The organism is Haloarchaeobius iranensis, assembly GCF_900103505.1.
In the GTDB taxonomy this organism is placed as follows: domain Archaea; phylum Halobacteriota; class Halobacteria; order Halobacteriales; family Natrialbaceae; genus Haloarchaeobius; species Haloarchaeobius iranensis.
Genome location: NZ_FNIA01000010.1, coordinates 1 through 24359 on the forward strand (window position 1 = coordinate 1; position 24359 = coordinate 24359).

The 24359-nt window shown below is 64.7% G+C and carries 26 protein-coding genes, 3 tRNA genes and 1 pseudogene; 9 read left to right on the plus strand and 21 right to left on the minus strand.

What is annotated here, in order from left to right:
* The 3 genes and pseudogenes from BLT27_RS10185 to BLT27_RS19105 all read right to left on the minus strand — a co-directional run.
* Positions 1–254: pseudogene (locus tag BLT27_RS10185) on the minus strand (IS5/IS1182 family transposase); the annotation flags it as partial.
* Between the two features lie 45 nt (positions 255–299).
* Positions 300–1358 carry a hypothetical protein gene (locus BLT27_RS19100; protein ID WP_139172300.1) on the minus strand — a complete coding sequence of 353 codons (1059 nt, stop codon included), beginning with the start codon at positions 1356–1358 and terminating at the stop codon, positions 300–302.
* 87 nt (positions 1359–1445) lie between these two features.
* Positions 1446–1931 carry a hypothetical protein gene (locus BLT27_RS19105; RefSeq protein WP_217639127.1) on the minus strand — a complete coding sequence of 162 codons (486 nt, stop codon included), beginning with the start codon at positions 1929–1931 and terminating at the stop codon, positions 1446–1448.
* 211 nt (positions 1932–2142) lie between these two features.
* On the opposite strand from BLT27_RS19105, the gene BLT27_RS19110 reads away from it, so the two are divergent.
* Entirely contained in the window at positions 2143–2829 is a 687-nt protein-coding gene (locus BLT27_RS19110; RefSeq protein WP_139172302.1) for a hypothetical protein, read from the plus strand.
* Between the two features lie 177 nt (positions 2830–3006).
* Here BLT27_RS19110 and BLT27_RS10195 read toward each other — a convergent pair whose 3' ends face one another.
* A complete protein-coding gene (locus BLT27_RS10195; RefSeq protein ID WP_089733507.1) occupies positions 3007–3264 on the minus strand; it encodes a DUF7692 domain-containing protein in 258 nt (85 codons plus the stop codon).
* Positions 3265–3606: 342 nt separating this feature from the next.
* Between BLT27_RS10195 and BLT27_RS19115 the strand changes: the two genes are divergently transcribed.
* Positions 3607–4479, plus strand: a complete 873-nt coding sequence (locus tag BLT27_RS19115) for a hypothetical protein (protein ID WP_139172303.1) — start codon at positions 3607–3609, stop codon at positions 4477–4479.
* A 278-nt stretch (positions 4480–4757) separates the two neighbouring features.
* Here BLT27_RS19115 and BLT27_RS10200 read toward each other — a convergent pair whose 3' ends face one another.
* The 4 genes from BLT27_RS10200 to BLT27_RS10215 all read right to left on the minus strand — a co-directional run bounded on the left by BLT27_RS10200 (position 4758) and on the right by BLT27_RS10215 (position 7422).
* Positions 4758–6374, minus strand: coding sequence for a DUF7845 domain-containing protein (locus tag BLT27_RS10200; protein WP_089733509.1), 1617 nt, complete (start codon positions 6372–6374; stop codon positions 4758–4760).
* 91 nt (positions 6375–6465) lie between these two features.
* On the minus strand, positions 6466–6705 hold the full coding sequence (locus BLT27_RS10205; RefSeq protein ID WP_089733511.1) for a hypothetical protein: 240 nt from the start codon (positions 6703–6705) through the stop codon (positions 6466–6468).
* A gap of 171 nt (positions 6706–6876) precedes the next feature.
* Positions 6877–6987: transfer RNA gene (locus BLT27_RS10210), tRNA-Ile, on the minus strand.
* A gap of 362 nt (positions 6988–7349) precedes the next feature.
* A tRNA-Asn gene (locus BLT27_RS10215) sits at positions 7350–7422 on the minus strand.
* Between the two features lie 118 nt (positions 7423–7540).
* On the opposite strand from BLT27_RS10215, the gene cca reads away from it, so the two are divergent.
* The gene (gene cca / locus BLT27_RS10220) at positions 7541–8908 is read left to right on the plus strand and encodes a CCA tRNA nucleotidyltransferase (RefSeq protein WP_089733513.1); all 1368 of its coding nucleotides are present in this window, start codon (positions 7541–7543) and stop codon (positions 8906–8908) included.
* Positions 8909–8938: 30 nt separating this feature from the next.
* Here cca and BLT27_RS10225 read toward each other — a convergent pair whose 3' ends face one another.
* Positions 8939–9946, minus strand: a complete 1008-nt coding sequence (locus BLT27_RS10225; RefSeq protein ID WP_089733515.1) for a histone deacetylase family protein — start codon at positions 9944–9946, stop codon at positions 8939–8941.
* A 1-nt stretch (position 9947) separates the two neighbouring features.
* Positions 9948–10379 carry a histone gene (locus BLT27_RS10230; protein ID WP_089733516.1) on the minus strand — a complete coding sequence of 144 codons (432 nt, stop codon included), beginning with the start codon at positions 10377–10379 and terminating at the stop codon, positions 9948–9950.
* Positions 10380–10653: 274 nt separating this feature from the next.
* Between BLT27_RS10230 and BLT27_RS10235 the strand changes: the two genes are divergently transcribed.
* The gene (locus tag BLT27_RS10235) at positions 10654–11034 is read left to right on the plus strand and encodes a truncated hemoglobin (protein ID WP_089733519.1); all 381 of its coding nucleotides are present in this window, start codon (positions 10654–10656) and stop codon (positions 11032–11034) included.
* A 157-nt stretch (positions 11035–11191) separates the two neighbouring features.
* On the opposite strand, the gene BLT27_RS10240 is transcribed toward BLT27_RS10235, so the two are convergent.
* Both BLT27_RS10240 and BLT27_RS10245 read right to left on the minus strand, forming a co-directional pair.
* Complete coding sequence (locus tag BLT27_RS10240; RefSeq protein WP_089733521.1) at positions 11192–12646, minus strand: single-stranded DNA binding protein; 1455 nt, start codon at positions 12644–12646, stop codon at positions 11192–11194.
* Between the two features lie 153 nt (positions 12647–12799).
* Positions 12800–13444 (minus strand): hypothetical protein, encoded by a 645-nt coding sequence (locus BLT27_RS10245; RefSeq protein WP_089733524.1) that lies wholly within the window; start codon positions 13442–13444, stop codon positions 12800–12802.
* Between the two features lie 157 nt (positions 13445–13601).
* Here BLT27_RS10245 and BLT27_RS10250 point away from each other — a divergent pair.
* Positions 13602–13674, plus strand: a tRNA-Arg gene (locus BLT27_RS10250).
* A 420-nt stretch (positions 13675–14094) separates the two neighbouring features.
* Entirely contained in the window at positions 14095–14712 is a 618-nt protein-coding gene (locus BLT27_RS10255) for a DUF309 domain-containing protein (protein WP_089733526.1), read from the plus strand.
* 6 nt (positions 14713–14718) lie between these two features.
* Here the strand turns inward: BLT27_RS10255 and BLT27_RS10260 are convergent, their stop codons facing one another.
* The 8 genes from BLT27_RS10260 to BLT27_RS10295 form a co-directional block, all read right to left on the minus strand.
* Positions 14719–15624 (minus strand): diacylglycerol/lipid kinase family protein, encoded by a 906-nt coding sequence (locus BLT27_RS10260; protein WP_089733528.1) that lies wholly within the window; start codon positions 15622–15624, stop codon positions 14719–14721.
* Positions 15625–15684: 60 nt separating this feature from the next.
* Complete coding sequence (locus tag BLT27_RS10265) at positions 15685–16350, minus strand: HD domain-containing protein (protein WP_089733530.1); 666 nt, start codon at positions 16348–16350, stop codon at positions 15685–15687.
* 185 nt (positions 16351–16535) lie between these two features.
* Positions 16536–16772, minus strand: coding sequence for a hypothetical protein (locus BLT27_RS10270; protein ID WP_089733532.1), 237 nt, complete (start codon positions 16770–16772; stop codon positions 16536–16538).
* A gap of 139 nt (positions 16773–16911) precedes the next feature.
* Positions 16912–17664 carry an NAD-dependent glucose-6-phosphate dehydrogenase Azf gene (azf, locus tag BLT27_RS10275; protein WP_089733534.1) on the minus strand — a complete coding sequence of 251 codons (753 nt, stop codon included), beginning with the start codon at positions 17662–17664 and terminating at the stop codon, positions 16912–16914.
* A 54-nt stretch (positions 17665–17718) separates the two neighbouring features.
* Positions 17719–18030: a DUF8106 domain-containing protein gene (locus BLT27_RS10280; RefSeq protein WP_089733536.1), complete on the minus strand. Its 312-nt coding sequence runs from the start codon at positions 18028–18030 to the stop codon at positions 17719–17721.
* 95 nt (positions 18031–18125) lie between these two features.
* Entirely contained in the window at positions 18126–18968 is an 843-nt protein-coding gene (locus BLT27_RS10285) for a ZIP family metal transporter (protein ID WP_089733539.1), read from the minus strand.
* A gap of 414 nt (positions 18969–19382) precedes the next feature.
* Positions 19383–20246, minus strand: coding sequence for an aldo/keto reductase (locus tag BLT27_RS10290; protein WP_089733541.1), 864 nt, complete (start codon positions 20244–20246; stop codon positions 19383–19385).
* A gap of 102 nt (positions 20247–20348) precedes the next feature.
* Positions 20349–22391, minus strand: coding sequence for a beta-propeller domain-containing protein (locus BLT27_RS10295; protein ID WP_089733544.1), 2043 nt, complete (start codon positions 22389–22391; stop codon positions 20349–20351).
* Between the two features lie 104 nt (positions 22392–22495).
* Between BLT27_RS10295 and BLT27_RS10300 the strand changes: the two genes are divergently transcribed.
* The 3 genes from BLT27_RS10300 to BLT27_RS10310 all read left to right on the plus strand — a co-directional run bounded on the left by BLT27_RS10300 (position 22496) and on the right by BLT27_RS10310 (position 23807).
* Positions 22496–22864 carry a universal stress protein gene (locus tag BLT27_RS10300; RefSeq protein WP_089733546.1) on the plus strand — a complete coding sequence of 123 codons (369 nt, stop codon included), beginning with the start codon at positions 22496–22498 and terminating at the stop codon, positions 22862–22864.
* Complete coding sequence (locus BLT27_RS10305; RefSeq protein ID WP_089733549.1) at positions 22861–23409, plus strand: GNAT family N-acetyltransferase; 549 nt, start codon at positions 22861–22863, stop codon at positions 23407–23409. The genes BLT27_RS10300 and BLT27_RS10305 overlap by 4 nt, the downstream gene beginning before the upstream one ends.
* 74 nt (positions 23410–23483) lie before the next feature.
* The gene (locus BLT27_RS10310; protein WP_089733551.1) at positions 23484–23807 is read left to right on the plus strand and encodes a hypothetical protein; all 324 of its coding nucleotides are present in this window, start codon (positions 23484–23486) and stop codon (positions 23805–23807) included.
* Between the two features lie 25 nt (positions 23808–23832).
* Here BLT27_RS10310 and BLT27_RS10315 read toward each other — a convergent pair whose 3' ends face one another.
* A complete protein-coding gene (locus BLT27_RS10315) occupies positions 23833–24285 on the minus strand; it encodes a universal stress protein (protein WP_089733553.1) in 453 nt (150 codons plus the stop codon).
* Positions 24286–24359 lie beyond the last annotated feature (74 nt).

The following is a 24359-nucleotide window of genomic DNA, read 5'->3' on the forward strand; positions in this document are numbered from 1 at the left end:
CAGAGCGCGGATGGGCCGGGGAACTCGCCGCGCTCGAGAACGAGCGCGGCTCGTACCCGCTCCATCTCCTCGGCCCAGTCGAGGACTTCTTGGAGCGTTGCGTCCATGTGAAGCCGGAGAAAGTGCAGGACGGCGTGCTTCCAGCCGGCAACCCCGTTGCCGGCTGGATGGCTGATCTGCATTAGCGCAGCATCAGTAAGTTTTCGTGCTATCGAGACAGCTTGTTTAACGAAGCGGAAGAGGACCTTTTGCACAACTGTACTCTCCCGCTTCACTTCCAACGTTCTGACGGCTCGTCCCTACGCCGTCCGTGGATTCAATAGAGCCGTTTCATCTGGAACTCCAACAGCGCTGGGGATTAATGATTCGGTTTCGAGCTTGGAATTATCCTCGCTCATTAGGTCATTTGCCAATTGGCGCGCGACGCGACCGAGTGAATGTGGAGTCGGAGTGCCACCGTAAATGTCTAAATCGTGCTCGTCCGGGTCAAGATCCATCCGCATCGCGATGCGTTCTTTCCAAAGCGAGAAAGTCAACTCAGACTCTCCCTCAATAACGGTCAGAGAGGCGCTGTCGAACTTTTGTTGTTCGATACTGCCGTAATCAAAGTCGTCCACATCGTTACTCCGGACAAGACCCTTGACAAATTCTCGGAAAGAATCTTCATTGCCTTTAGGACTCATGGTCTGTTCAACACTAACCTCCAGCTGACCACTAAGATCTTGATTCGTCCTCTCCACGTCTTGACGATCGGCGTACTTATCTCGGGCAGGGATTGTACTGTTCCCACGAAAACTAACTCGGCCGATTGAGTCCGCTTCTTCTATCTTTTTGATGACCTCGTCGGAATAATGAGGCTCAATAGTCATGTATGCGTCACCAGTATCTATATCACGACCATTGGTATTGAAAAGCCCAGAAAATAGAGTTTTGACGCCTTTGCGTTTGTACTTACTCAGAATAAGTAACGCCTGATCTGAATCGATATCCGGAATGTGGAACAAGAAATAATATGAGATCTCTTCCGCATGGTTCTCTTCTCTTGCATCGACTATCCTCTCATGTTCGTCGATATCCCAGAAGTCCGCATTTCTACCCCATTCGCCTGACTTTATTCTCCCTTCGATTGTATTTCCTTCTCTCCTGACCGGTTCTTCAATGGTGAATGTCTTCTCGTTCTCCTCATCTTTATGAACTTCTTCAAGATACTCCTCGATGAAGGATTGGAAATAATCGGCCAAGTTATCGTGCGGGAACTTCGGTTCGTTCGCGTGAATATTGGTCTGGTCCCAACGCGTTTGTGGCTCCTCAACTTCTCGAACTCTAATCCAATATGGAATTAGTTTATGTACACCCATATCACTCATCCCGAACTACAGAATAAAAAGAATTGTTGCGAAAGTCCACTAATCTGAATCCTCAGTTCGACCGGGATAATCGAGAGCCTACGAATCTGCACTAGAGTTAGTTACAAAATGGAGAACTAGAAGTGACCAGTAAACACGGGCGAGTATTTTTTCATAAGAATCGATTGTTGTGTCTTGAGCGATCAGGGGGAAGATTACATTTGCGACCAGTATGGTGATCATGAAACGTGTTCCTTCAGAGGCAATCAACTCTTCAGCAAGAATTGACAAAGCCTTCCCTGTGAATAAGAGCCTCTGTGGAGCAGAAAGTGTGGTTGAAGTAGATCCGCCAGAAATAGCAGCGTCGGGTGGCGCCTCAAGTTTTTGTGATTCAACTGAACTAAATTCTGATTCAATGATTTTGAAATTCTCTTGCTCGTAGCCGTTTACAAGAATTTCAGTATATCTATTAAGAACATCCCCCGACAGATCGCGAACTTCTGCTTGGACCTCAAAATTGTCAGCCTGAAGTTCCTGAATATGCTCGTCCAGTTCTTCCATTGAATCTCCAGGAGATGGACCCATATCAACTGTCTATTTGAGCACAGTCATAAAATACCTCGATTTATTTGCTCTACTAGGGTTCCTACAGCCGCGATGCGGACTGCTTAGATTTTTCAAACGGTGTAAATGGTCCCGATTTCACTAGAACCACCTTCTCAAACTCTGAATCGCTTGACGACCAGCAAAACAACTATCAGTATCGATGGACAATAGCTTGATGTTGATATGACAGGTGAAGGAGTTCAATCGGCTTACGGATTCTGTTGAGATAATTGAGCGTGAGGAGTCGGTTCTACTCCGAATAAACGATAGTACTCTAGGAGTCAACTTCTCCACCGACGGGTTTGTATTGACACCGGATTGGAACAGCCGGCATTTCACCCTCGCGATAACGGATGAGTCTGTCCTTTACCACATGGTTCGGGAAGATGAAGATGACCGAACTGGCGGTGAGGGTGACCTACAGCCTGAGGGATTCGTTGCGGACATGTACACGGCTATCAGGGCGCTCACACCTTTAGAACCCGTTTCAGAGACAGGTATCCAGCAGGTTGGGAGAATCAACGTTGACGAGGCAGAAGGCTGGCTACGTGACCAGGCAGTAATCGAAGGTGAAGGGAGAGACTTCACAATCGACAATGAGAGGAAAAACGAGCTTGAGTTTGAATATAACAATGTGACGAGCGTTCGTAGAGACTTCGCAACCCGTTTTCTCGAAGTGATTCCCCTAGAAGATGCTATAGAATCTGGGGAAATCGTATTTGGAGCAGTTGATGAAGACTACTACCTATACTTCGTATTCTTGTTTCCAGATCGGTATATAGGCATAGTACGTCCTAACAAGCTGCTAAATATCATGTCTCATTTGAGGGGGTCAAGTGTATTCCACTATCTTCAGCGCTCAATGACTGACGAGTAGTATTGAGGATAATTACGTAATCCACTGATGGACGGCGAAGGGGAGTAACAACCCGGCACAAACAAGTGCAATCACTAGAATCGTAATTGGTTGAATCATATCCACAATAACAATCTCTTCAAGAAAATACTTTGTACGCTAGCGGCTTCCGGGTGTTGAAAATCCTCGTGTTCGAGGTTACTTCCCCGTATCAGATGCAATTTCTTCGTGTACGTTGAAACTTACTGCCCGTGTCGAGAGTGTTTCTGCGATCTCGCGCTTCTGCTGCATGGTCAGGTCATCGCGTTCGAGCACGGCCTCAGCCGCGCGGACGAGCTGGGGCACGTCCTCGCAGGCGGAGACGACGGCCGTCGTCTTGTTGCAGTCATAGAACCGGCTCGCTTTCTCGATGGCGTCTCGTCGATACACTTTGTCACCGTCGGTTCGGATTCGCATGGTCGTCTCGTACACACGAACCCCAGAATCCTAGTTTTTTCGAGTGACTGGAACCCCTATTTCGGGGTGAATCGCCCGGTTCGTGTCGCCCAGTCGAATAGAGAGGCGGGTCCAGGCGACGATGGTCGGGGCTGTGTGCACACGCTGATCTCCAGCTCGTGTGCATATTCGGGAAACCGGATCTCTCGACGTGGGACCCCTGGGGGAAGTGAGTAGAGAGAAGACATATCTTGTACGTATAGGGTCAAAATGTATCGGTCAATAAAATGAAGTAGGGAAGTAACCAATTTCAGCCCAACATGATAACTCAGCCAGTGGATATTCTTCGATGGGTGTCCCAGTATGAATGACTTCTGGAATTTGGTACGAGATGGACCTCTGCGTATTAGATTAGTCGTTGTTTTTGGCTCTGCGGCACTATTGTTCATAACAATCGGTATCGCTGGAGCAGTGGGACTCGGATATACGATTGTAGGACAGGGACCGCAATTTATTTCGCTATTAATTAGTGCACTTGGTGCCTTCTCAACCGTTCTTCTTGTCGGAGTGACCTCGATTACTTTCCTTGAAAACCGCATGATAGAATACGCCGAGCGTCAGCGTCCGCTTGTGAGGGAAGAAATCAACAAAATAGTACGACCAGCGATTACCCGTCTTTTCTCAAACCGCGATAGGATTGAGAGAGGATTAGTGAAATGGAGACACTTAGATTTTGAAGAGGCCATCAGCACAGTCGGTGGAAATGAGAATATAGAGCTGTTGTCTGACTCATTTGATAGAACGATATATGATCGATTCGGAGAACGAAAGCCCGGGGTAAAAAATCAGATTCGAGCTCACGATAATGAGCTTAAGAAACTGTCTAGATTTGCAGATACTCTAATTGACGAACTAGCGGAACCACTAGAACAATATGTTCAACACTCAGATAGTGTTGGTCAATCGATAAGGGACCCCGACGGAGAAATACTTGCTTCTATAGTTCTGAACAACCCTCCGGGGCTAGGTAACAACCATAGTTATGCAAAATTATGGGAAGAATATAACACTAACCTCCGAAGGGTTGCATACGCTGAAGTTGGAGACGAGCTTACAGATTTTTATGAAGGTAAGTCAGATTATAAATATACCACTAACAGTTTATCGAATACTCTCGTTCAAACTCGGGATAGTATGCAAAGGGACTATCATGTATCTTTAGAGGAGTCAGTATAACGCGTTCTAAAGCACCCCCCTGTCGAGAATGTCGGGTTGAACCTACGAAAACTCGGGCGGGGGCTGAGTATTTTTCTGCTTTGTGCCCTTGGGCACACTCTCCAAGGGGATGTTCCCGCTACGCAGGAACGACCCGCACGGTCGCCGCCCCGATCTCGAGCTCGACGAGCCACCCCATGACCAGATGACCAACCAAAATTGACCGAAAACCCCGAAATAGGCAACTCAGGTAGGGTAAACAACAGTGCGAGACAGTGATGCCTCTACTCGGGGCCGCGCTACCCGGCGAGCGCGGCGAACACGCCCCGTTCGCGCTCTCCGTCGATCTTCGCGACGACCTCCGCACCCGTCAGGTCGACCACGTCATAGCCGCTCTTGTGCCACGCCGTCCGGCCCTCCGCCAGCACGTCTTGGATGCGCGGCTTCGCCGTCGCTTTCAGCTTCGACAGCATCGTGTCGATACGCACCGTCTCCACGCTCCCGTCGTCCGCGACTGTGACCTCCGCCCCATACTTGTTCAGCCAGAGCTGGAACGCCGACGAGGCGGCCTGACGAGCATCCATCCCGAGAATCTTCGCCGCGCGGTCGGCCGCGTTCTTCACCTGGTGCTCGGTGCTCTCGATGATGCCCTTCAGCTCGTCGTGGAACTTCCGCGACGCGAAGCTCACCGTCCCGTTGTCGTTGTCGAGCACCGCGCCCAGACGCTTCAGCGCCCGGTAGATGGTGCTCACCCCGCGGCCGGTCTTCTCGGCTATCTCCTCGTAGTGCTGGCCGTCGCCGTCCTGGATGAGCTGGTCGAGAATGTCCACGTCCGCGTCCGTCATCTCGCGCAACGAAGTGACCAGGAGATGTTCCTGTTCGGCCTCGATCTGTGGCGTCGGGTCGTCGTACATCGCCACCGTCTCCTCACGAGCCGCCGGGCGGAAATGGTCATCCTCGATGTACGTAGTCGGGTCTGGTTCCGTCGGTACGTCGCCCCACTCCAGAAAGTTCAGTAGCGTCTCCTCGATCTCGCGCTCGGCGTCGTCCAGGTCGCGCCACACGATGGGCTCCCCGCCGTTGCGCTGCTGGTTCACCAGCACGCCCAGCTTCGGGTGATATAGCGGGTCCTCGGGGTCGCTGTGGACGTGTTTCGGGTGGTAGTGCTTGAACTGGAACCCGTAGCGATGACCCGGAATCAGCTTCTGCGCGCTCTCCGGGCCGACCCACAGCCGGTGCATGTAGCCCACGATATCCTCGTTGTCGGCCTTGTACTCGAACTTCGAACCCTTCTCGTCGGCCAGCAGGTGCATCGCCTGCATCATCGTCCCGCTCGCGAGCAGCTTCGACGCCATCGACCGACGCACACGCACGTACCGCTCGTACGCTGTGACCCGCGAGTGCGCCGGGCTCGGCTCGTCCGTGAAGTACCGCGAGTTCATCGACAGGCCCGCGTGCGTCGCGACCGCGTCGATGACCTCGTGCATCAGCTTCGGCACCTCCTCGGGCTCGACGTTACTCGCTTTCAGCTCGACGTCGACACCCTCGGTCCCGAACCGCTTCCACCAGCGTTTCCCGAACCCGAGTTCTTCGCCGGTCTCGCGATGACGCATGTTCTGGAACCGGGGCTCGATTATCGGCGAGAACTTTCGTCGGCCTTCACCCGTGCAGGTGATATCCCACGAGTACAGCGCGTCTCCCCCGACGTTGTCGCTCGGACGGGGCGCGATACCCGTCTCGGAGTAGTTGCACTGAATCTGCCAGCGTTCCCCGTCTATCTCCGTTTCGAACTCGGCGTACCCGTCGAACCGACCGACGATGGCCTTCGCGAGCAGCTGGTACGGACCCAGCCCGTACTGTGGGTACTTCAGGTACGCCTCCAGCTCGTGCGGGCTCGTCACCGTCTGCCCCGTCACTGTGGACTCTCCGACTCGTCAGGGTGGGGCCAGTTCCAGCGCGTCGTCTCGCCGCTCTCCGCGTCGTACAGTCGGGACGCACGGACGAACGTCACTCGCCGTCACCTCGGTCAAGGTCATCCAGCGACGGGCACACGCGCTCGTCACCGGTTCGCTGGAGCCGGCGGGAACAGTCGTAACGGTGGCCAGCCTCACCACCCTCGGTCAGCCGCGTGCAGCGCGCGCCGCACTCGTCGCATCGGAACTCGCGCGACGTGGTCGGTCCGGGGTTCGACTGCTCGCGGGCGCGGAGCTCGTCGAGCGAGATACCGAGCAGCTGCTCGGCACTCATGCGGCCGTCACCTCGATTTGTGAAACCGCCAGACAGCGAAGGAGGCCGTTTAGCAGCTTGTTGGGCTCCAGTATTTCGAGCGCGTTTCTGAAACGCTCAAACGCCGATACCAGGCCATAGAAGTGGCTATAACCCCGGTTTACGAGAATCCAGAATCGTGCAGGAAGTGTATGGGCCCTGACGGATTCGAACCATCGACCACTCGGTGTCCCACGACCGGACCCGGTACGAGTCGACGGTCGATATGAGCCGAGCGCTCTAACCAGGCTGAGCTAAGGGCCCTCTCGGTCGGTAGTTCCGCACCAGGCATAATAGACGTGTCGAAAATGCCGGCCGGGAGGAGTTCCGGCCGGGCGTTCGTGGTGCCATCGGAAACGCGCGGCCGCTCGAAGGCGACGCTCATCGTGGTGTGAGACGTCGAAAAGCGCCGTCACCAGGGCTCGAACTCGCCGAGACGTTCCTGCTCGCTCGGCTCCACGGCTCGCTGGCGCTCACCGTTCCGCTGTGGAGACGCTCCCTTGCGGTCACGTCTCCCTCTCGCTGCGCGGGCTGGGACTCGTCTGCTCGACCCCTGGTGTGTCTCGCTTCTGGCGATTCAGGCGTTGCTCGGAGATGGAACTCCTCGAGTACTGAATCGCCAGAAGCGCCGTCACCAGGGCTCGAACCTGGGACCACCACGTTAACAGCGTGGTGCTCTACCAACTGAGCTATGACGGCTCGTCGCGTTCTCAGGTAGGCCTGCCGGATATAAAGAGACTTTCGCTTTACCGCGGCCGGGTGCCGTGTCACCATCTCATCGACATCCGTTTACGCGACCGCCGAGTATCCCGCGAGCATGAGCGAGGACGCCTTCGAGGCGACGGTCGCGGCGGTCCGCGAGCGGGTCGACCCGTCGTCGTCGGAGCGAGAGCGGCTCCGGGCGGTCGCAGACGAACTGGTCGAGCGGGCCGAGGACGCAGCCACGGAGCGCGTCGCGGACGCCGACGTGGTCCAGGTCGGGAGCACCGCCCGAGGCACCTGGACGGCGGGCGACCGGGACATCGACGTGTTCGTGCGGTTCCCGACGGACATCGACCGGGAGACGCTGGAGCAGTACGGCTTGGAGGTCGGCCGCGAGGTGCTCCCGGACGGCCACGAGGAGTACGCCGAGCATCCGTACGTGAAAGGCGAGTACGAGGGGTTCGACGTCGACCTCGTGCCGTGTTTCCGGGTCGACGCGGCCACCGGGATCAGGTCCGCGGTCGACCGGACGCCGTTCCACAACGCCTACCTCCGCGAGCGACTCGACGACGAGCTCGCGGGGGACGTGCGCGTCGCGAAGGCCTTCTGCAAGGGGATCGGCGTCTACGGGAGCGACCTGCGCACGCAGGGGTTCTCGGGGTATCTGGTCGAACTCCTGGTGCTCGAGTACGGGGGGTTCCGCGAGCTCGTCACGGCGGCGGCGGAGTGGCACCCGCAGGTCGAGCGCGACCCGGAGAGCCACGGCACGCGGTCGTTCGAGGACCCACTCGTCGTCGTCGACCCGACGGACCCCGAGCGCAACGTCGCGGCCGTGGTCTCGCCGGCGAACGTCGCGCGGCTCCAGCACCACGCGCGGGCGCTGCTCGCGGACCCGGACCCGGAGCGGTTCGAGCCCCGCGAGCCCGACCCGCTCTCGCCCGCCGAGGTGCGGGCGCAGCTGGCGGCGCGCGGGACGACACCGGTCGCGGTGCGCTTCGACCCGCCGGATGTTGTCGCGGACCAGCTCTGGCCGCAGCTCCGGAAGTCGCTCGACGGCGTCACGGACGCGCTCGACCGGCGCGGCTTCGACACGTTCCGGGCGACCGCGCTCGCGGACGGGACGGCGGCGCTGTTCGTCGAACTCGCCGTCGCGGAGCGGCCGGCTGTCGAACGCCACGACGGGCCGCCGGTGCACGTCCGCGAGCACGCGACGGGCTTCTACGAGAAGTACGCCGCGATGGCGGAGACGCCGCCATACGGCCCGTTCGTCGACGGCGACGACCGGTACGTGGTCGAGCGGGCGCGTGAGTTCACGACCGCGGCCGCGTTCCTCCGGAGCGACGCGCTGTTCGACGTGGCACTCGGGTCGGGTGTCGAGCGCGCCCTGGCGGACGACTACGAGGTGCTGGTCGGTGACGAGGTCGCGACGCTGGCAACGGCGTTCGGGACCGAGCTGGCGGCCTACTTCTCGCCACGGCCCTGACGACGGCTGTCGGCCCGCGGGACGGCCCAGTCAGTCGAGGTCGTGGGCCGCGCGGACCTCGTCGAGCAGGTCGGCGACGTCCGCCGAAACCTCGTCGTCGGGCTCGATGGGGTCGCGTCCGTCGAACGTCTCGTGGACCATCGCGACCCCGTCCGCGAGCACGTCCAGGCCGTACCCTCCCTCGAGGATGAACGCGATGGGGGCGTCGACGCGCTCGCAGAGCCCCCGGAGCCGGTCGGTGAGGACGGCGTAGCCCTCGGTCGAGAGCCGCATCCGCGAGATTGGGTCGTGGCGGTGGGCGTCGAAGCCCGCGCTGACGAGCAGGAGTCCGGGGTCGAACCGCTCGACGGCGGGCTCGACCGCGCGCTCGAAGACGGCTGCGTAGTCGCTCGTGTCCGCGCCGGCCGGCAGTGGGACGTTCAGCGTGGTGCCGTCACCGGCTCCCTCACCGGTCTCCTCGACCTCGCCGGTCCCGGGGTAGAGGCCGTCCTCGTGGAGCGACGCGAAGAACACGTCCTCGCGGTCGTAGAAGATGTCCTGGGTGCCGTTTCCGTGGTGGACGTCCCAGTCGACGATGGCGACGCGGTCGACGTCGCGCTCGTCGATGGCAGTCTGGGCGGCGACGCCGACGTTGTTGACGAAACAGAAGCCCATCGCGTCGTCGTAGACGGCGTGGTGCCCCGGCGGCCGACCGAGGGAGAACGGCGTGTTCCGTCCCTGCTCGCCGTCGAGCGCGCTGGTCGCGGCCCACTGTGCGCTCCCCGCGCTCTTCAGCATGGCGTCCCAGGACTCCTCGACGGCGGTCGTGTCGGGGTCCCAGTCGCCGCCGCCATCCGCGCAGAACTCGCGGACCTCCTCGATGTAGTCGCGCTCGTGGACGGTCGCCACGGCGTCGACCGTCGCCGCGTCGGGGTCGACGTACTCGACGCCGTGCTTGCGCTTCAGCCCCTCCCGGATGGCCCGCAGGCGGTCCGGCGTCTCCGGGTGCCGTGGGCCGGTGTCGTGTTCGAGGCAACGGGGGCTGTATCCGAACTTCATCTCACTCGAAGAGGGCGAAGTACGTCTCGATGTCTTCGGCCTTGATGGTGCGTCTGTCTGCGTGGCGCGCGAGCGTCGCGGCGGCGGCCGCGACGTTGTCCGCGTAGTCCTCCAGGATGTCCGCGAGTGCGATCCGGGCGTCCATCGCGACCCTGTACGAGTCGTCGATGTCGAGGCGGGCGATGCGGTCGACCGGGGCGACCGGGAGCTCCAGTTCGTCCTTGTCGATGGTCGCCTCGACGCCGAAATCACTCGCCATCAGCGTCTTCCGCCCGTCCGCCGTGGCGACTTCGGCCGCGTCCTCGGCCAGGTCGGCACCGTGGAGCTGGATGCGTCGCGCCAGCTCCTCTGCGGCACCGGCGCTGACCCGAAGGTCGCCTGCGTTCCGTCGGATGATGGAGTCCACCGGGGCGAACGGTAGCTCAACGCTCATACCGTGAACCGAGTCCGCCCGTCCCTTTGTAGTTTTCCGTCACGCCAGCATCGGCCGCGAAACGGCGACCGGAACCGCGGTTCGGGCCATGTCGGTCCCGGCAGCGTGTCAGCGCCCCCGACTGCAGTCGTGGGCTACCGACAGGGACCGCCGTACGTGCAGCGGTTCGGGACCGGGGCAGCGCACTGGCGCGGGAGAGAGCGACTGCTCCGCATCGAGCCCCGCGTCCGTCGTTCCACAACATACATCCGTGGTTCACTCGCGCGTACAACACATGCCAGAGCGAACGCTGTACGAACGGCTGGGGGGCCGAGAAGCGATACGCGCCGTGGTCGATGACTTCTACGACAGGCTCATCGCTGACGACGAGCTGGGGCCGTTCTTCGAGACGGCGAATATGGAGCGACTCAGGCGGACACAGACGGACTTCCTGTGCGAGGCGGCGGGCGGTCCGGAGACGTACGACGCCGAACCCGTCCGTGAGGCTCACCTGCACGTTCCGTTCACCCCGTCCCACATCCAGCGGGCCGTCGAGCTGCTGTACGAGAGTCTGGACGCCTTCGACGTTCCCGAGGAAGACGCGGACGCCGTTGTCCAGGCGGTCGCCGCGTACGAAGAAGACCTGCTGGCGAGACCGGAAGACCAGGGGGAGTAGCTGCCACACCGTTCCGGTGACCGCCCCGGGACCGGCCACCGATGCGCTCCCCCGCCTCTGCTGTAGAAGGCGCGTCCTGTTTCCAGCAGGGTCGCTGCGACGCATCGCACGTCGACGGTACCATACGGTCGCGGTTCCCGGTCGCGGGTGACCGCGTTCAGAACACGTCGTCGGCGTCGAGGGTGCCGTCGGAGACCGTTCCGCGGACCGTGACCTCCTGTCCGAGGTGGACGTCGGCGTCCGTCTCGACGCTCATCGTCTCCTCACCGTCGTCGAGGATGACCGGCGAGCCCGCCTGCACGACGGTGCCGGTGAACTCGACGGCTTCGCCCTGGAGCGACGCAGTCGCGGAGCCACCCGAGCCCCCCGAGTCGGCGACCGCAGCGCTTGCGTCGTCGCCGTCGGCCGCCTCGACCGCGTCGGCACCGTCCCCGTCCGCGAACGCGTCGAGACCGGTCGCCTGCTCGTTGGCCCCGTCGCCCTCGTCGCCGCCGGGGGCATCGCCCGCCCCGTCGAGGACCGTCACGCTCGACCGCCAGCCGGCGGACGCCTCGAGGTCGTCCTGCCAGCCGTCCTGAACTTCCACGTCCGCGAAGGCGACGCGGTCGCCGGGCCCGATGTCGTAGTCGGCCTTGTCGCCCCAGAGCGCGACGCGGATGTCGCCGGTCTCGTCCTGGACGCGGACGTTCCGGACCTGTCCCTCGGAGCCGTCGTCCCGGTCGAACGTCCGCTTCGGGTCCGCCGACCGGACGACCCCCGCGATGTCGACGGTGTCGCCCATCTCGAGCGCGTCGATGGCCGTGCTCTCGGGCTCGTACTGTATCTCCTCGTCCAGCTCCTCGATGGCGCCGCGCTCGCCGACGTGGAGCTCCAGACTGCCGTCGCGCTCCCGGACGTAGCCGTCGACGACCTCGACGCTGGTCCCCGCGGCGAGCGCCTCGACGGTGTCGGCCTGGCCGTCCCACATCGTCACGCGGATGCGCCCGGTCGGGTCACCCAGGGTGAGGTTCGCGACCTTGCCCTCGGAGCCGTCGTCCCGGTCGAACGTCCGGATGGACTCCGTATCGAGGATGCGCCCCTTCGTGTTCACGTCCGAGAGCCCCAGCGAGAGGTCCTCGACACGGTAGGAGTCACGGATCTGCACGTCGATCTCGGCGTCCTCGTCGACCTCGACCTCGTCGACGTTCACCTCGATGCCGTTGTAGCCCTCCTTCGGGCGGCCCTTCACGCGGAGAACCTGGCCGACCTCCAGTTCGTTCTCGGCCGCGTCGGCCTTCTCGTCCCAGAAGGCGAGCCGGAGCGAGCCCGTCTCGTCGGCCACGTCGACGTTGACGACGCGACCGTCCTCGGCGTCGTCGCCGTCGCGCTCGAACGTCCGCACGTCGCCGACGGCGGTCACCTTCGCGAGGAACTTCACCTCGTCCATCCCCGGTGCCACGTCGGCGATACCGTTGACCTCCTCGTCGCGCAGCTCGTGCGCGATGAGCATCGCCGCGGTCTCCTCGTCGGCCAGTCCCCCCATCTGCTCGACCTTGGCCTCGACGGCCTCCTCGAACTCCTCGAAGGAGACGTCGGCCTCGAGGTCCTCGTAGACGTCCTCAATCGCGCCCATTATTCTAGAATTTCGCAGGGTTGGGCGTCGCTTAAGCGTTGTCCTTGCAGTAGGAGGTCGCCTCCTGCGGGTGGTTTCCTCGCCGGTGAGCGCGTGTGCATAGCCGACGCTTGAGGCGGTATCCTACAAGAACTCCGTGCCGTGCGACACCGGTCAGTGCGGCTGGACCCGGCGCGACTCGGTCGTCACCGTCGTCGTCCCGTCCTGGCTCGCGTGCCGGACCTCGACGGTGGTCGGGAGCGCGTCGGCGAACGCGAAGCGGGCCTCGTACTGGACCTCCCCGAGACACTGCTGGCACGCGTCGGCGTCGTCCGCTTCCACATCGACGACGACCGTGAGCGCGCCGTCGGACACCGCGGCGCGCTCGACCGTCGCGACGTGGCAGGGGTCCGACGCCATGATGGAGCCGTCGACGCTCACCGTGGACGAGCCGCCGTCGAACGCCACGACGGCCTCGTTGGCCGACCCGCAGCCGGTGTCGGTCGTGGTGATGTTCCGTGACTGCACGCTAGCGCTGCTCGATCCGCCGTCCTCCGAGATATCCGAACTCGCCGAGTCGTCGTCGGTCGTGCCGTCGCTGCCGGAGTCGTCGCCGTCGGTCGTGCTGTCACTCCCTGAGCTGTCGCCGTCGGAGCCGCCACCGTCGCCGTTGGCCCCGCCTGACCCGTCGGTCGGCGTGCTCGTGTCCTCGCCCCCGCCGCCGGGCGAGTCCTCGGTCTCCAGAGAACCGATACAGCCCGCTATCGACCCGATAGCCGCCACTGTCCCCGCCTTGGTGAGTAGCTCTCGTCGCTTCATACCTGGGCAGACGGTTCCTAATTTCAAAGCCCTTTCCCACGGTGAAAATGCCCTTTCAGCTTGGCCGCCCGTGCGAACGTCGTGCCAGGTGCACCCACACGCCGCAGGCCCATGACATCGTAACCCTCTTATCCCTCTCCGCGGAAGGTGTAGTTGAGTCCGGGTAGGGTAGTGGACTATCCTCTTGGCTTGCGGAGCCAGGGACCGGAGTTCAAATCTCCGTCCGGACGTTTCTCTCGACGCAACGACGACGAGCGCAGCGAGGAGTCTGCGTCGAGGAAACTCCGCGCGGAGATTTGAGCAGGGAGCAAATCTCTGATTTGCGACCGAGTTCAAATCTCCGTCCGGACGTTCCTTCGTTCCTTCACTTCGTTCAGTCACTACGTCACGTCCGGCCTGCCCCCGCTCGCCCTGCTCGCGGGGACCCCGACCGACCGCGAGCGGTCAGTCGTGCTCTACGCTCACTGCGTTCGCGTAGAACTCCGTCCGGACGTTTCTCTCGACGCAACGACGACGAGCGCAGCGAGGAGTCTGTGTCGAGGAAACTCCGCGCGGAGATTCGACCAGGGCAGACGGCCGCAGGGAGCGAGTACTGCTGGGTGCGACGACCCGCACGACATTTCACGCCTCGCGCTCGTACATCGACACGAATGCGCGAGCATCTCCGAGCGGGCATCGCCGTCTTCAACGCGGGCGACTTCCACGACGCCCACGACGCGTGGGAGGAGCACTGGCTCGACCTCGAATCGGGCACCGACGACGAGCAGTTGCTCCACGGGCTCATCCAGTTCACCGCCGCGGTCCACCACGGCTACCGCCGCAACTGGACGGGCTGTGTGGGGCTGGCGGAGAGCGCCGAGGAGTACCTCGCCGGGCTTCCCGACGAGTACCGCGGCGTCGACGTGGCGCGCGTGCGGCGCATCCTCGCCGGGGTCGGACGGGACCCCGAGGTGCTGTACCGGCGCGGCGCGCCGCGGCTGACCCACGGGGGCGAGCACGTCCTGCTCGCGGACCTGGCGTTCGAGAGTGCGGCCGTCGCCGCGGGGGTCTACGCCGGGCGCGGGGGCTACGACGCGGCGACCATCGACCGCGGGGTCGCCTACGCACACGAGGACCTCGAGGACGGGAAGGAGAACAGCCGGTTCGTCCACCTCGTGCGGGACTTCGCCGCCGACCCCGCCGATCGGGGAATCATCCATCAGCGGCTCGCCGGTCACGTCGAACAGCGGCGGCACCGCGAGCGGGACGTAGAGGGGCTGTTCGACTGACCGGCACTACTCGGGGGTCGGCGTGTAGCCGGCACCCACCCGGAGGTCGAGCGCTCCCGCCGACACGTCGAGCGCGAGGTGTTCGTGCTCGCTCAGCTCGCCGTCGCGGCTGAAGGTGATGGGTTCGCCGTCGGTGTCGCTGACGGCCACCCTGTTGGCCTGGAAGTGCGTGACGTTCTCGCTGCCGGAGCCGAGCAGCCGGTGCTGGACGGCCTCGGCGACGAGGTTGCTCGTCGGCATCTGCTCGACGACCGCCACGTCGAACAGCCCGTCCTCGAGGTCGGCCTGCCCGCCCTGCTCGACGAACTTCCGGGCGTTGCCGACGAGCACGCAGAGCGCCTCGCCGGACCAGCGCTCGTCGCCGTCGTCGGTCGCCACCTCCATCTCGATCGAGAGCGGCTCGAACTCCAGCGCCTCCTGTGCGCCCGTGACGAGGAACGCGAGCGTCCCGAACCGTGCCTTCAGGTCGCTCGACGCCGCGACGCTCGCCTCGGCCGGGAAGCCGGCGATACAGGAGACGGCGAACGGCTGGCCGTCCGCCATCCCCACGTCGATAGTCCGCACGTCGCCCGTGTCGGCGATCTCGACGGCCTGCGCCAGGCTCTCGATGCCGATCTTCTCGGCCAGGATGTTGGCGGTGCCCGCCGGAACGACCGAGAGCGTCGTCTCGCCGAGGTGGTCTGCCGCGGAGAGCCCGCGCAGCACCTCGTTCACCGTGCCGTCGCCGCCCACGACGGCCAGCTCGGAGACGCCGTCGCGGCCGGCCTCCAGCGCGAGCTCGACGCCGTCCTCCGGCCCCTCGGTCTCGTGGACCGCGAAGCCCCGGGCTTCGAGCAGTCGTCGCGCGTAGTCCGCGTGCCCACCGCCGCCGCTGATGGGGTTCACGATGGCACGCCGGGACCCGACCTGCATACCGGGACGGAGGGCCGCCTGCTATTTAAGCACGGGCGGTCGGCGGTGTCGGCCGGTGCGTCAGTGTGTCCCGTCGACGCCCGCCTCGCGCTCGAACCGGTCGAAGAACGTCTCGACGAACTGCCAGCGTTCCCGCCCGAGCCGACGGCCGGGGTCGGTGTGGAGGGCGTCCAGCCGCTCCCGCGTCCAGTGGCGGAGGAGCGAGACGTCGCGGCCGTCTTCGGGGGCCATCCTCGCCTCCGACGCGTCGTCGATGACGGCGTGCCGTTCGCCGGCCCGCCCCGAGCGCTCGCCGACGATGCAGGCGAGCCGGACGATGCCCCGCGCACCGGCGGCGTCCAGCTTGTCCGCGTCGAACAGCAGTTCGGCCTCGACGGTCGCTGGCTCGGGCGAGCTGGCCCGGATGCTGTGCGCTCGGATGCAGTGCTCGACGGCGTCGACGGTGGCCGTCGGCACGCCCTCGGAGTCGAGCAGGTCGACGGCCTCTATCGCGCCCCACACGTCGTGGTCGTCGATGTCGCCGGTGCGCTCCAGTGGCCGGCCGATGTCGTGGAGCCACGCGGCGGCGGCGAGGACGTCCCTGTCGACGGGTCGGTCGCAGTCGTCGGCCAGCCGGAGCGCCACGTCGCGGACGCGCTCGGCGTGATAGCGGTCGTGTGCCGGGAGGGCTGCGTCGTAGTACGGGAGCGATAGCTCTCGTGCGAGGGGACCGAGGTCGGTCGTCATGGAGGGGCGCGGAAGTCGCTCCGGTGGCAGTATAGTGGTTGTGGAGTCGTCACTCGTCGGTCCAGTCCGTCGAGTCGTCCAGCGGCTCGTAGCCGAGGACCTCCTTCGCGTTCTCCAGCGAGTAGTACCTGGGGCCGTCGTCGGACGTACGCGAATTCGTGAATCGATACGTACAGAGAGTAGGCTTAACGATATTGGCGATTGGGAATTGGCCCACCCTGACCTGGATTCCGCTTTTGAAGGTACAGCATACCAACGATTACTGCACCGACAATTGGTGGAATAAACATCCCAACGAAGAACCCAACAGCCCACATATCCGCAGTCTCGATATTTCGTTTTCGGCCATCAAGAAATATCCAGACTGCACCAAGAACACCAAGAAATACTGCTAAAATTCCTGGTATTTCGATTCCGACCATGAATTATTGCTGTTCTCCTGAGTGATATTTTTTGGGTGTGTCGAACGCTAACGTTAGATAAGTACACCTACGTACCGGACGTTTCAGCCCGGACTGGTGTCGTAGCAACGACTCTCGATTGCGCCACCGAAACACACTCTCACTCCTCGTTCCAGTCGGCCGAGTTATCGAGCGGCTCGTACCCCAGCACCTCCTTCGCGTTCTCCAGCGAGTAGTACTTGCGGTCGTTGTCGGAGATGCCGTAGACGATCTCGTAGTCGTAGTCCGCCGTGAGACAGCAGTCGAACAGGTGCGCACAGTCCCGGTACGAGAGCCACATCGCCTGCCCACGCTCGTAGTCCTTCGGCGGGTGGTCCTTCGTGAGGTTGCCGATGCGGACCGCGACGAAGGAGAGGTCGTGCTCGTCGTGGTAGTACCGGCCCAGCAGTTCGCCGCTGGCCTTGGAGACGCCGTAGAGGTTGCCCGGTCGCGGCAGTTCGCTCCCGTCGAGCCGGAAGTCGTCGTGGGTGCGGTAGAGGTCGGGCTTGCGCTCGGTCTCGTAGTGCTTGACGGCGTGGTTCGAGGAGGCGAAGACGACGCGTTCGACGCCCGCGTCGATGGCGGCCGAGAGCACGTTCTGCGTGCCGTCGATGTTGTTGGCGAGGACGCTGTCCCAGGGCGCGGTCTTCCGTGGGTCGCCGGCGAGGTGGACGACGGCGCCACAGCCCTCGACGGCGTCGCGGATGGCGTCCTCGTCGGTCACGTTGGCGACGACGAACTCGCCGGGGTAGTCGTCGGGGTCCGTCGGCGGGTCGCGGTCGAGGCACCGCCACTCGTAGTCGCCGGCCAGCTCGTCGAGGATGGCGGTGCCGACGTGGCCGGACGCGCCGGTGAGGAGGACGGGGTCGTCCATTCGGTCGGAGGAACGACGGGCGACAGTAAGTAGGATGTGGTTTCGGCCGGCGGCTCAGTCGCCGGTGGTCCAGACGCTCGCGGCGCGCTCGACGGCCGCGGCGTAATCACTGATGATGCGGGCCGGGGCGGCGGCGAGAGTCGCGATGGCGTCGCGGTCGCCGGCGTCGTCGCCGGGGCCGTAGGACCGGCGGACGGTGAGGGTGTGCTCGCAGTCGGGGCAGACCAGGGCGGTGCCCCCGGCGCGGTCGGCACGGAGCCAGTCGCCGTCGACCGGGCTCTCGTGGTCGCAGGCCCCACAGAACAGCGTGGCCTTGCGACGTGTGCGTGTGCCGTCGCCGGGTGCGTCGACACGGATATCGCTCATACTCCGGATAAGGGTTTCCAGGCGTATAAGCCTCTCTTGCGTGTGTGTACCGATAGCAACGGAGCCGTTCACATCGCTCGTGAGGGTGGTGTCTCTCACCCGAGTGCGACGTCCAGCGAGAGCATCACGAGCACGCCGACCATCGTCCCGAGGGTGGCGACCCGTTCGTTCCCGCGGGCGTGGGTCTCCGGGACGATCTCGTCGCTGATGACGAACAGCATCCCGCCCGCGGCGAAGCCCATCGCGTACGGGAGGATGGGCGCGGCGACGCTCACAGCGAGCGCGCCGAACAGCGCGAGCGGAATCTCCACCAGCCCCGCCCGGATGCCCGCGAACGCGGCGTAGAACCGCTTGCCCAGTCCGGCGTTGACCGCGGCGACCGACACCGCGAACCCCTCGGGGATGTTCTGGATGCCGATGGCGAACATCAGCGAGATGGCGTTCCCGAGTGCGGACTGCCCGTCGACGGTCGCAGTCGGGTCCAGCGCCGCCGAGCCGAGGCCGACACCGACCGCCAGTCCCTCCGGCATGTTGTGGAGCGTGATGGCGACGATGAACAGCAGGACGGAGGCGACCCGGGCGTCGTCGCCCCGGCCCTCCTCACGCGTCCGTCCCGTGACGAACACGTGGACGTGTGGCACCCACTCGTCGGCCTGGTCGAGCAGGAGCACGCCGAGCCCGAAGCCGACGACGACCGGGACGAGGCTCCCCCCTGCGAGCTCGATACCGGGCAGGATGAGGCTCGTGTAGCTCGCCGACAGCATCACGCCCGCCGCGAAGCCCAGCAGCCCGTCGAGCTCGGGCTCCGAGGGGTCGGGCCAGACGAACACCAGGCACGCGCCGAGGAGGTTCATGCCCGCGATGACGAGCCCCCCGACCAGCCCCCAGACCAGCGCGTTCGTCCCGAACAGGTCGACGAACTGGGATTCGAGGCTCACGCCGCCCGGCCTCCGGGTTGCATTACGCGGACGGTTCTCCGTGCGGGCGTTTCAGTGTTGTCCCCCAGTATCACCTGCCGGCATCGTTGCGACAGGGGGCCGACGGCGAGAACAGCCCGAAAGCCTCGTCTGTCGTGGGACTCTCTGGGAGCAAGAACAGCCAGAAAGCCCCGACCCTTTCAGTCCCGCCCGCAACAGCACCGCACCTCAGGCCTCCCCAGCCGACTGCGATGCTCGCTGCGCTTCTCATCCCTCGCGCGGATGGCTCACGGTCTCGCTGGCGCTCACGGGTCGCAAGCTCCCCGTTCGCAGTCGCGGTTCTCGCTCGCTAGCGCTCACTTCGAACCGCGCACCGCTCGACACGCTCGCCAGCCGCGCGCCGGGAGCGAAACTGTGGGAATCGGAGCCGGGCCGTTACTCCTCGCCGACCGCGTCCAGTTGGGCCATCTCGTCGTCGGTCAGTTCGAGCGCCGAGGCGGCGACGTTCTCCTCGAGGTGGCCGACGCTGCCGGTGCCGGGGATGGGGAGGGTCACGTCGGAGTGGCCGAGCAGCCACGCGATGGCGACCTGTTGCTGCGAGGCGTCGTGGGCGTCGGCCACCTCGTCGACGGCTGCGGCCACGTCGTCGTTCAGCTCGCTCGCGCCGAGGGGGTACCACGGGATGAAGCCGACGCCGTGGTCCTCGCAGGCCGCGAGCACGTCTGCCTCCTCGCGGTAGCCGACGTTGAACCGGTTCTGGACGGTGGCGACGTCGACGATGTCGAGTGCGGTCTCGAGCTGGTCGACGCTGACGTTGCTCACGCCGACGTGGTCGACGACGCCGTCGTCCTTGAGTTCGGCCAGCGCGTGGATGGAGTCCTCGAACGGGGTGTCGGGGTCGGGCCGGTGGTACTGGTAGAGGTCGATGCTGTCGACGCCGAGGCGGTCGCGGCTGCAGAGCACGGCGTTCCTGAGGTAGTCCGGGTCGCCGTGGGGGAGCCACTCGCCGTCGCGGTTCCGCAGCAGGCCGCCCTTCGTCGCCACCACGAGGTCGTCGCGGGTGCAGTCGAGCGCCTCGCTGAGGATGCGCTCGGAGACGCCGGGGCCGTAGGAGTCGGCGGTGTCGACGAAATCCACGTCGAGTTCGACCGCGCGCTGGGCCACGCGTCGGGCCTCCGCCTCGTCTGCCGGCGGCCCGATGATGTCCTCGCCGGTGAGCCGCATCGCGCCGAAGCCGAGGCGGTTGACCGTCGTCTCGCCGTCGAGGTCGAACGTCTCGGACTGGTTCTGTGTCGCCATGGAGTGACGTGCGACCGCCTCCCTCAAGAGTGTCGGTGTCCCGGCCACAGCCACCGTCTCTCCGGGGCGAGCCAGGGCAGTTGGCCGTCGTCGCTGGCCGCGTCAGCGGTGCGGTCCAGCCGGCCACTCCGCGTCGACGGGCCGGACCGGCTCGTCGGGGCCGGCCGGGCGCGGTTCGGGGGCAACGGGCTCTTCGACGGCCTCCGCGGTCACGCGGTCGAACGGGAGCTCGGAGACCGGCTCCCACGTCTCCTCGTCGACGACGGTCAGCCCGTCGTTCGAGAACACGTAGAGGTAGTCACCGACGTACGCCGCGCGGGTCGCCGGCTCGTCCGTCTCGACGAACGCCTGCTGGTTCAGCTCCGTGTCGAACACGTAGCCGCCCCGGTCGGTCGGCAGGAAGAACACCTCGTGGCGCTGGTCGTAGAGGAACGCGTGGTGCGTCTGCGCGACGGCGGACCAGCGCGCGTCGAGGATGCGCGACTCCGCGACGGTCGGGTTCTGCGGGTCCGACACGTCGAACACCGTCGCCTTCACCCGCCCGTCCTCCTCGCCGATGCCGAGGACGCGGTCGCCGGACAGCGGGTGGAGGTACCGCGAGAAACCGGGGAGCTTCAGCTCGCCCTGTATCTCGGGGTTCGCCGGGTCGGAGAGGTCGAGCGTGTAGAACGGGTCTATCTGCCGGAAGGTGACGACGTACGCGGTGTCGCCCTCGAAACGGACCGAGTAGATCTCCTCCGTCTCGCCCATGTTCCGGGCCGAGCCCTGGACCTCGAGCGAGCCGTCCAGCGTGTAGACGTCGTTGACCGAGGTCGCGCCCATCGGGTCGACGGTCGTCGCGATGCGCAGCGTGCCCTCGTGCTCGTCGAGCGCCCACTGGTTCAGCGGGCGGCCGGGTACCTCGCCGGTCTCGGCGACCGAGAGGGAGTCGCCGTCGCGGTCGATGCGGACGATGCCCGACCGCAGCAGGTCGCGCTTGCGCTCGTCGACGTACTCCTCGTAGCCGGACCGGAGGTCCGAGCGGAGCTGGTCGCGCTCCTCGGCGGGCTGACGGGCGAGCCAGTCCTGGACGACCGCGCGGAGCTCGGTCATCCGCGCGTTCGCCGTGAGGTCGTACGTCGCCAGCTCGTCGAGGCGGTCGTGCGCCTGCTCGTCGAGTAGCTCGCTGCCCTGCAGGTACGCCTGGTACGTCTCCGCGTAGGGCGTGCGCTGCGTGTAGGTGAGGTACACCGAGTCGTTCGTGACGTACGTCGCGGAGTGCTGACGCGTCCCGAGGAACGTCACGCGGTCGTGCTCGTCGCCGGTGTGCGGGTCCATCGAGACGACGGTGTAGGTGACGGAGGCGTCGGCGTCCGCACCGGGGTGGTACACGTCGGTGCAGGCCGTCCCCGGCCGGTCGGTGAACGGCTCGACGGGACACGGGTCGTCGAGCGTGACGCCCTGCTGGAGCACGAGGACGAGCCGGCCCTCGGTCATGCGGGCGGTCTGGATGCGCGCGTTCAGCCCGACCGACCACACCTGCTCGGGGCTCGCCCGGTCGGCGACGTCGTAGCCCGTGACGCGGTCGTTCGAGAGGACGACGAGCGTGTCGTTCACGAGCAGGAGCTGGCCCGAGTCGTCGATACCGCCGACGAGTTCGGGCGCGGCGGGGTCGCTCGCGTCGAGTATCCTGGTCCGACCGTGGCCGTCCTCGCGGACGTAGCCGCCGCCCCAGTACCGCCCGTCGGCGTAGTACAGCGTCTGTTGGCCGGTCTGGAGCCGGTCCGGTTCGGCGACACCCCGGACCTGGACGTTCGTGTCGGAGATGCGGGTCTCGCCGCCGCCACCGCCGCTGCCGCCCGCACGCTGTCCGTTCGTCGCGGCGTCGGCGGTCTCGACAGCGACATCGACATCGCCCTGGAAGGTGACCCCGCCGCCGCCGAGGGAGACACGGCTGTCGCGCTGTGCCGCGGCGACGTACGCCTCGAACGCCGCCTCGGAGTCGAACTGTTCGACCGACGCGTCGTCACCCACGGTCGGCGGGTCCGTCGCCGAAGGGTCGGTCGTGTCGTCGGGACTGTCCGTCACGAGTGCGAATGCACCCACGCCGACCGCCACCGTCGCGATGGCGGCCAGTAACACCACTACCTGGAGGGAACGTCGCATACACGGAGCAACGACAGCGTGGATAAAGGCCGTATCGCTGGCTGAAACGCCGGTTTCAGCTTACGAGGGTAATCGTTTTCACGGTTCGGGCGGAGTGAGTGGATATGAAGGTGCTGCTGGGAATCGACGGGAGCGACGAGTCGATGAAGACGTTGCGCAAGACCATCGACCGTGCCCGGGAAGCCGGCGACGACCTGACGGTCGTCGTCGTCCCGAAGGAGGAAGCCAAGCGCTCGCAGGACGAGATGGCGGCTGCGGCCCGCGACCTCGTCACCGAGGCCGGCCTCGATGTCGACGTCCGCGTCGTCGCCGGCGACCCCGGGAGCACGCTCGTCGACATCGCGGAGCGCGAATCGTTCGACCAGCTCGCCATCGGGGGCGGCACGGAGAGCCCGATGGGGAAGATACGGCTCGGGCCGATCACCGAGTTCGTCCTGCTCAACGCGAACGTCACCGTGAGGCTCGTCCGATGACCCGCGAGCGAGTCTACCCCGAGGAGCCCGCCGGCCCGTTCCCCGAGCCGCCACAGTCGTTCGCGGACAGGGAGGACCGGGAGATATCGATCGTGACCGCCGACGAGGCGGACGTCGACGCCGTCACCGACATGTACTGCGACTTCGACCCCGCCGACCGTGCCCAGGGCATCCCTCCGACCGGCGAGACGCGCATCCGCGAGTGGCTCGACACCATCTTCGACGAGGGGATCAACGTCGTGGCGCTCGACGACGACACCGTCGTCGGCCACGCCACGCTCGTGCCCGACACCGCCAACGGCGAGGGCGACGAGTGCGCCTACGAACTCGCCATCTTCGTCCTCCAGTCCCACCAGCGCGCCGGCATCGGCCGCCAGCTGCTCACCACGCTGCTCGGCTACGGGAAACGCGAGGGTATCGAGCGCGTCTGGCTCACCGTCGAACGCTGGAACCGCGCGGCCGTCGAACTCTACCGCGACGTCGGCTTCGAGACCTGCGGCTCGGAGAGCTTCGAGCTGGAGATGTCGCTGCGGTTGAGCGGCTGACGGGTCCGGCGCCGACTCCGGCAGTATCGCCCGGACCGGCGAGATTTTTACTCCGGGAGGACCTCGCACGGGGTATGGCAGTGCACAGCGAGCCGACAAGCGGCGACGGCGGTCCGCAGCTCCCCCCGGCAGTGCCGTTCACGCTCCAGCACCTCTCCCGGCTGAGCTGGGAGCTCGGTTCCCGGGTCGTGGACGACGGCGCGGCGACACGCGAGGGCGTCTGGGAGCGAGCCGACGGGGGCTGGCGACTGTCGGTGTACCGGGTGACGAGCGCGACCGACGTCCTCTGCGTGCGGTCCCCGACCGGCCGCGAGCGCTTCTACGGGACGCCGCGGTCGTCGCTCGAGACGGCACGCCGGCGGCTGGCGGCGTCGGCCGACTGGCGACGGAGCCGGTAGTCGCCGGGCGAGAAGCGGGTCGCTGCTACACCGACAGCAGCGGCTGACTCGCGTACAGCAGCACGTACTCGGCGGCCTTCGCGAGCACGTCGCCGGCGTCGTCCGCCATCGACTCGCGCGGGACGACGATGAAGTCCGCGCCGACCTCCTCGGCCGTGTCGAGCACGACGCTGCCGGGATGCTGTGTCTTCCGGTGCGTCGAGAAGCCGTAGGCCGTCGAGGTCGACAGGTCGACGTCCTCGTCGGCCGCCACCGACACGGTGTCGTCGACGAACGACTGGGCCTCCGCCGCGACCTCCTCCTCGTCGACGGCACCCTCCTCGATGGCCCGCGAGACGTCCTGTCCGACGACGTACACCGCGTGCACCCTCGCGTCGTAGCTGCCCGCAATCGCCACCGCGTACTCGACCGCCGTGACGGATTCGTCGCTCCCGTCGACCGGCACGAGTACGAGGTCTACGTCGAGCGCCTCGGTCATGTGCGGGAGTGCGTCGGCACGCACCAAAAACGTGCCCCCTCGCGAGTCGGTGGGCTCGGGTCCCGGTGCTCCAC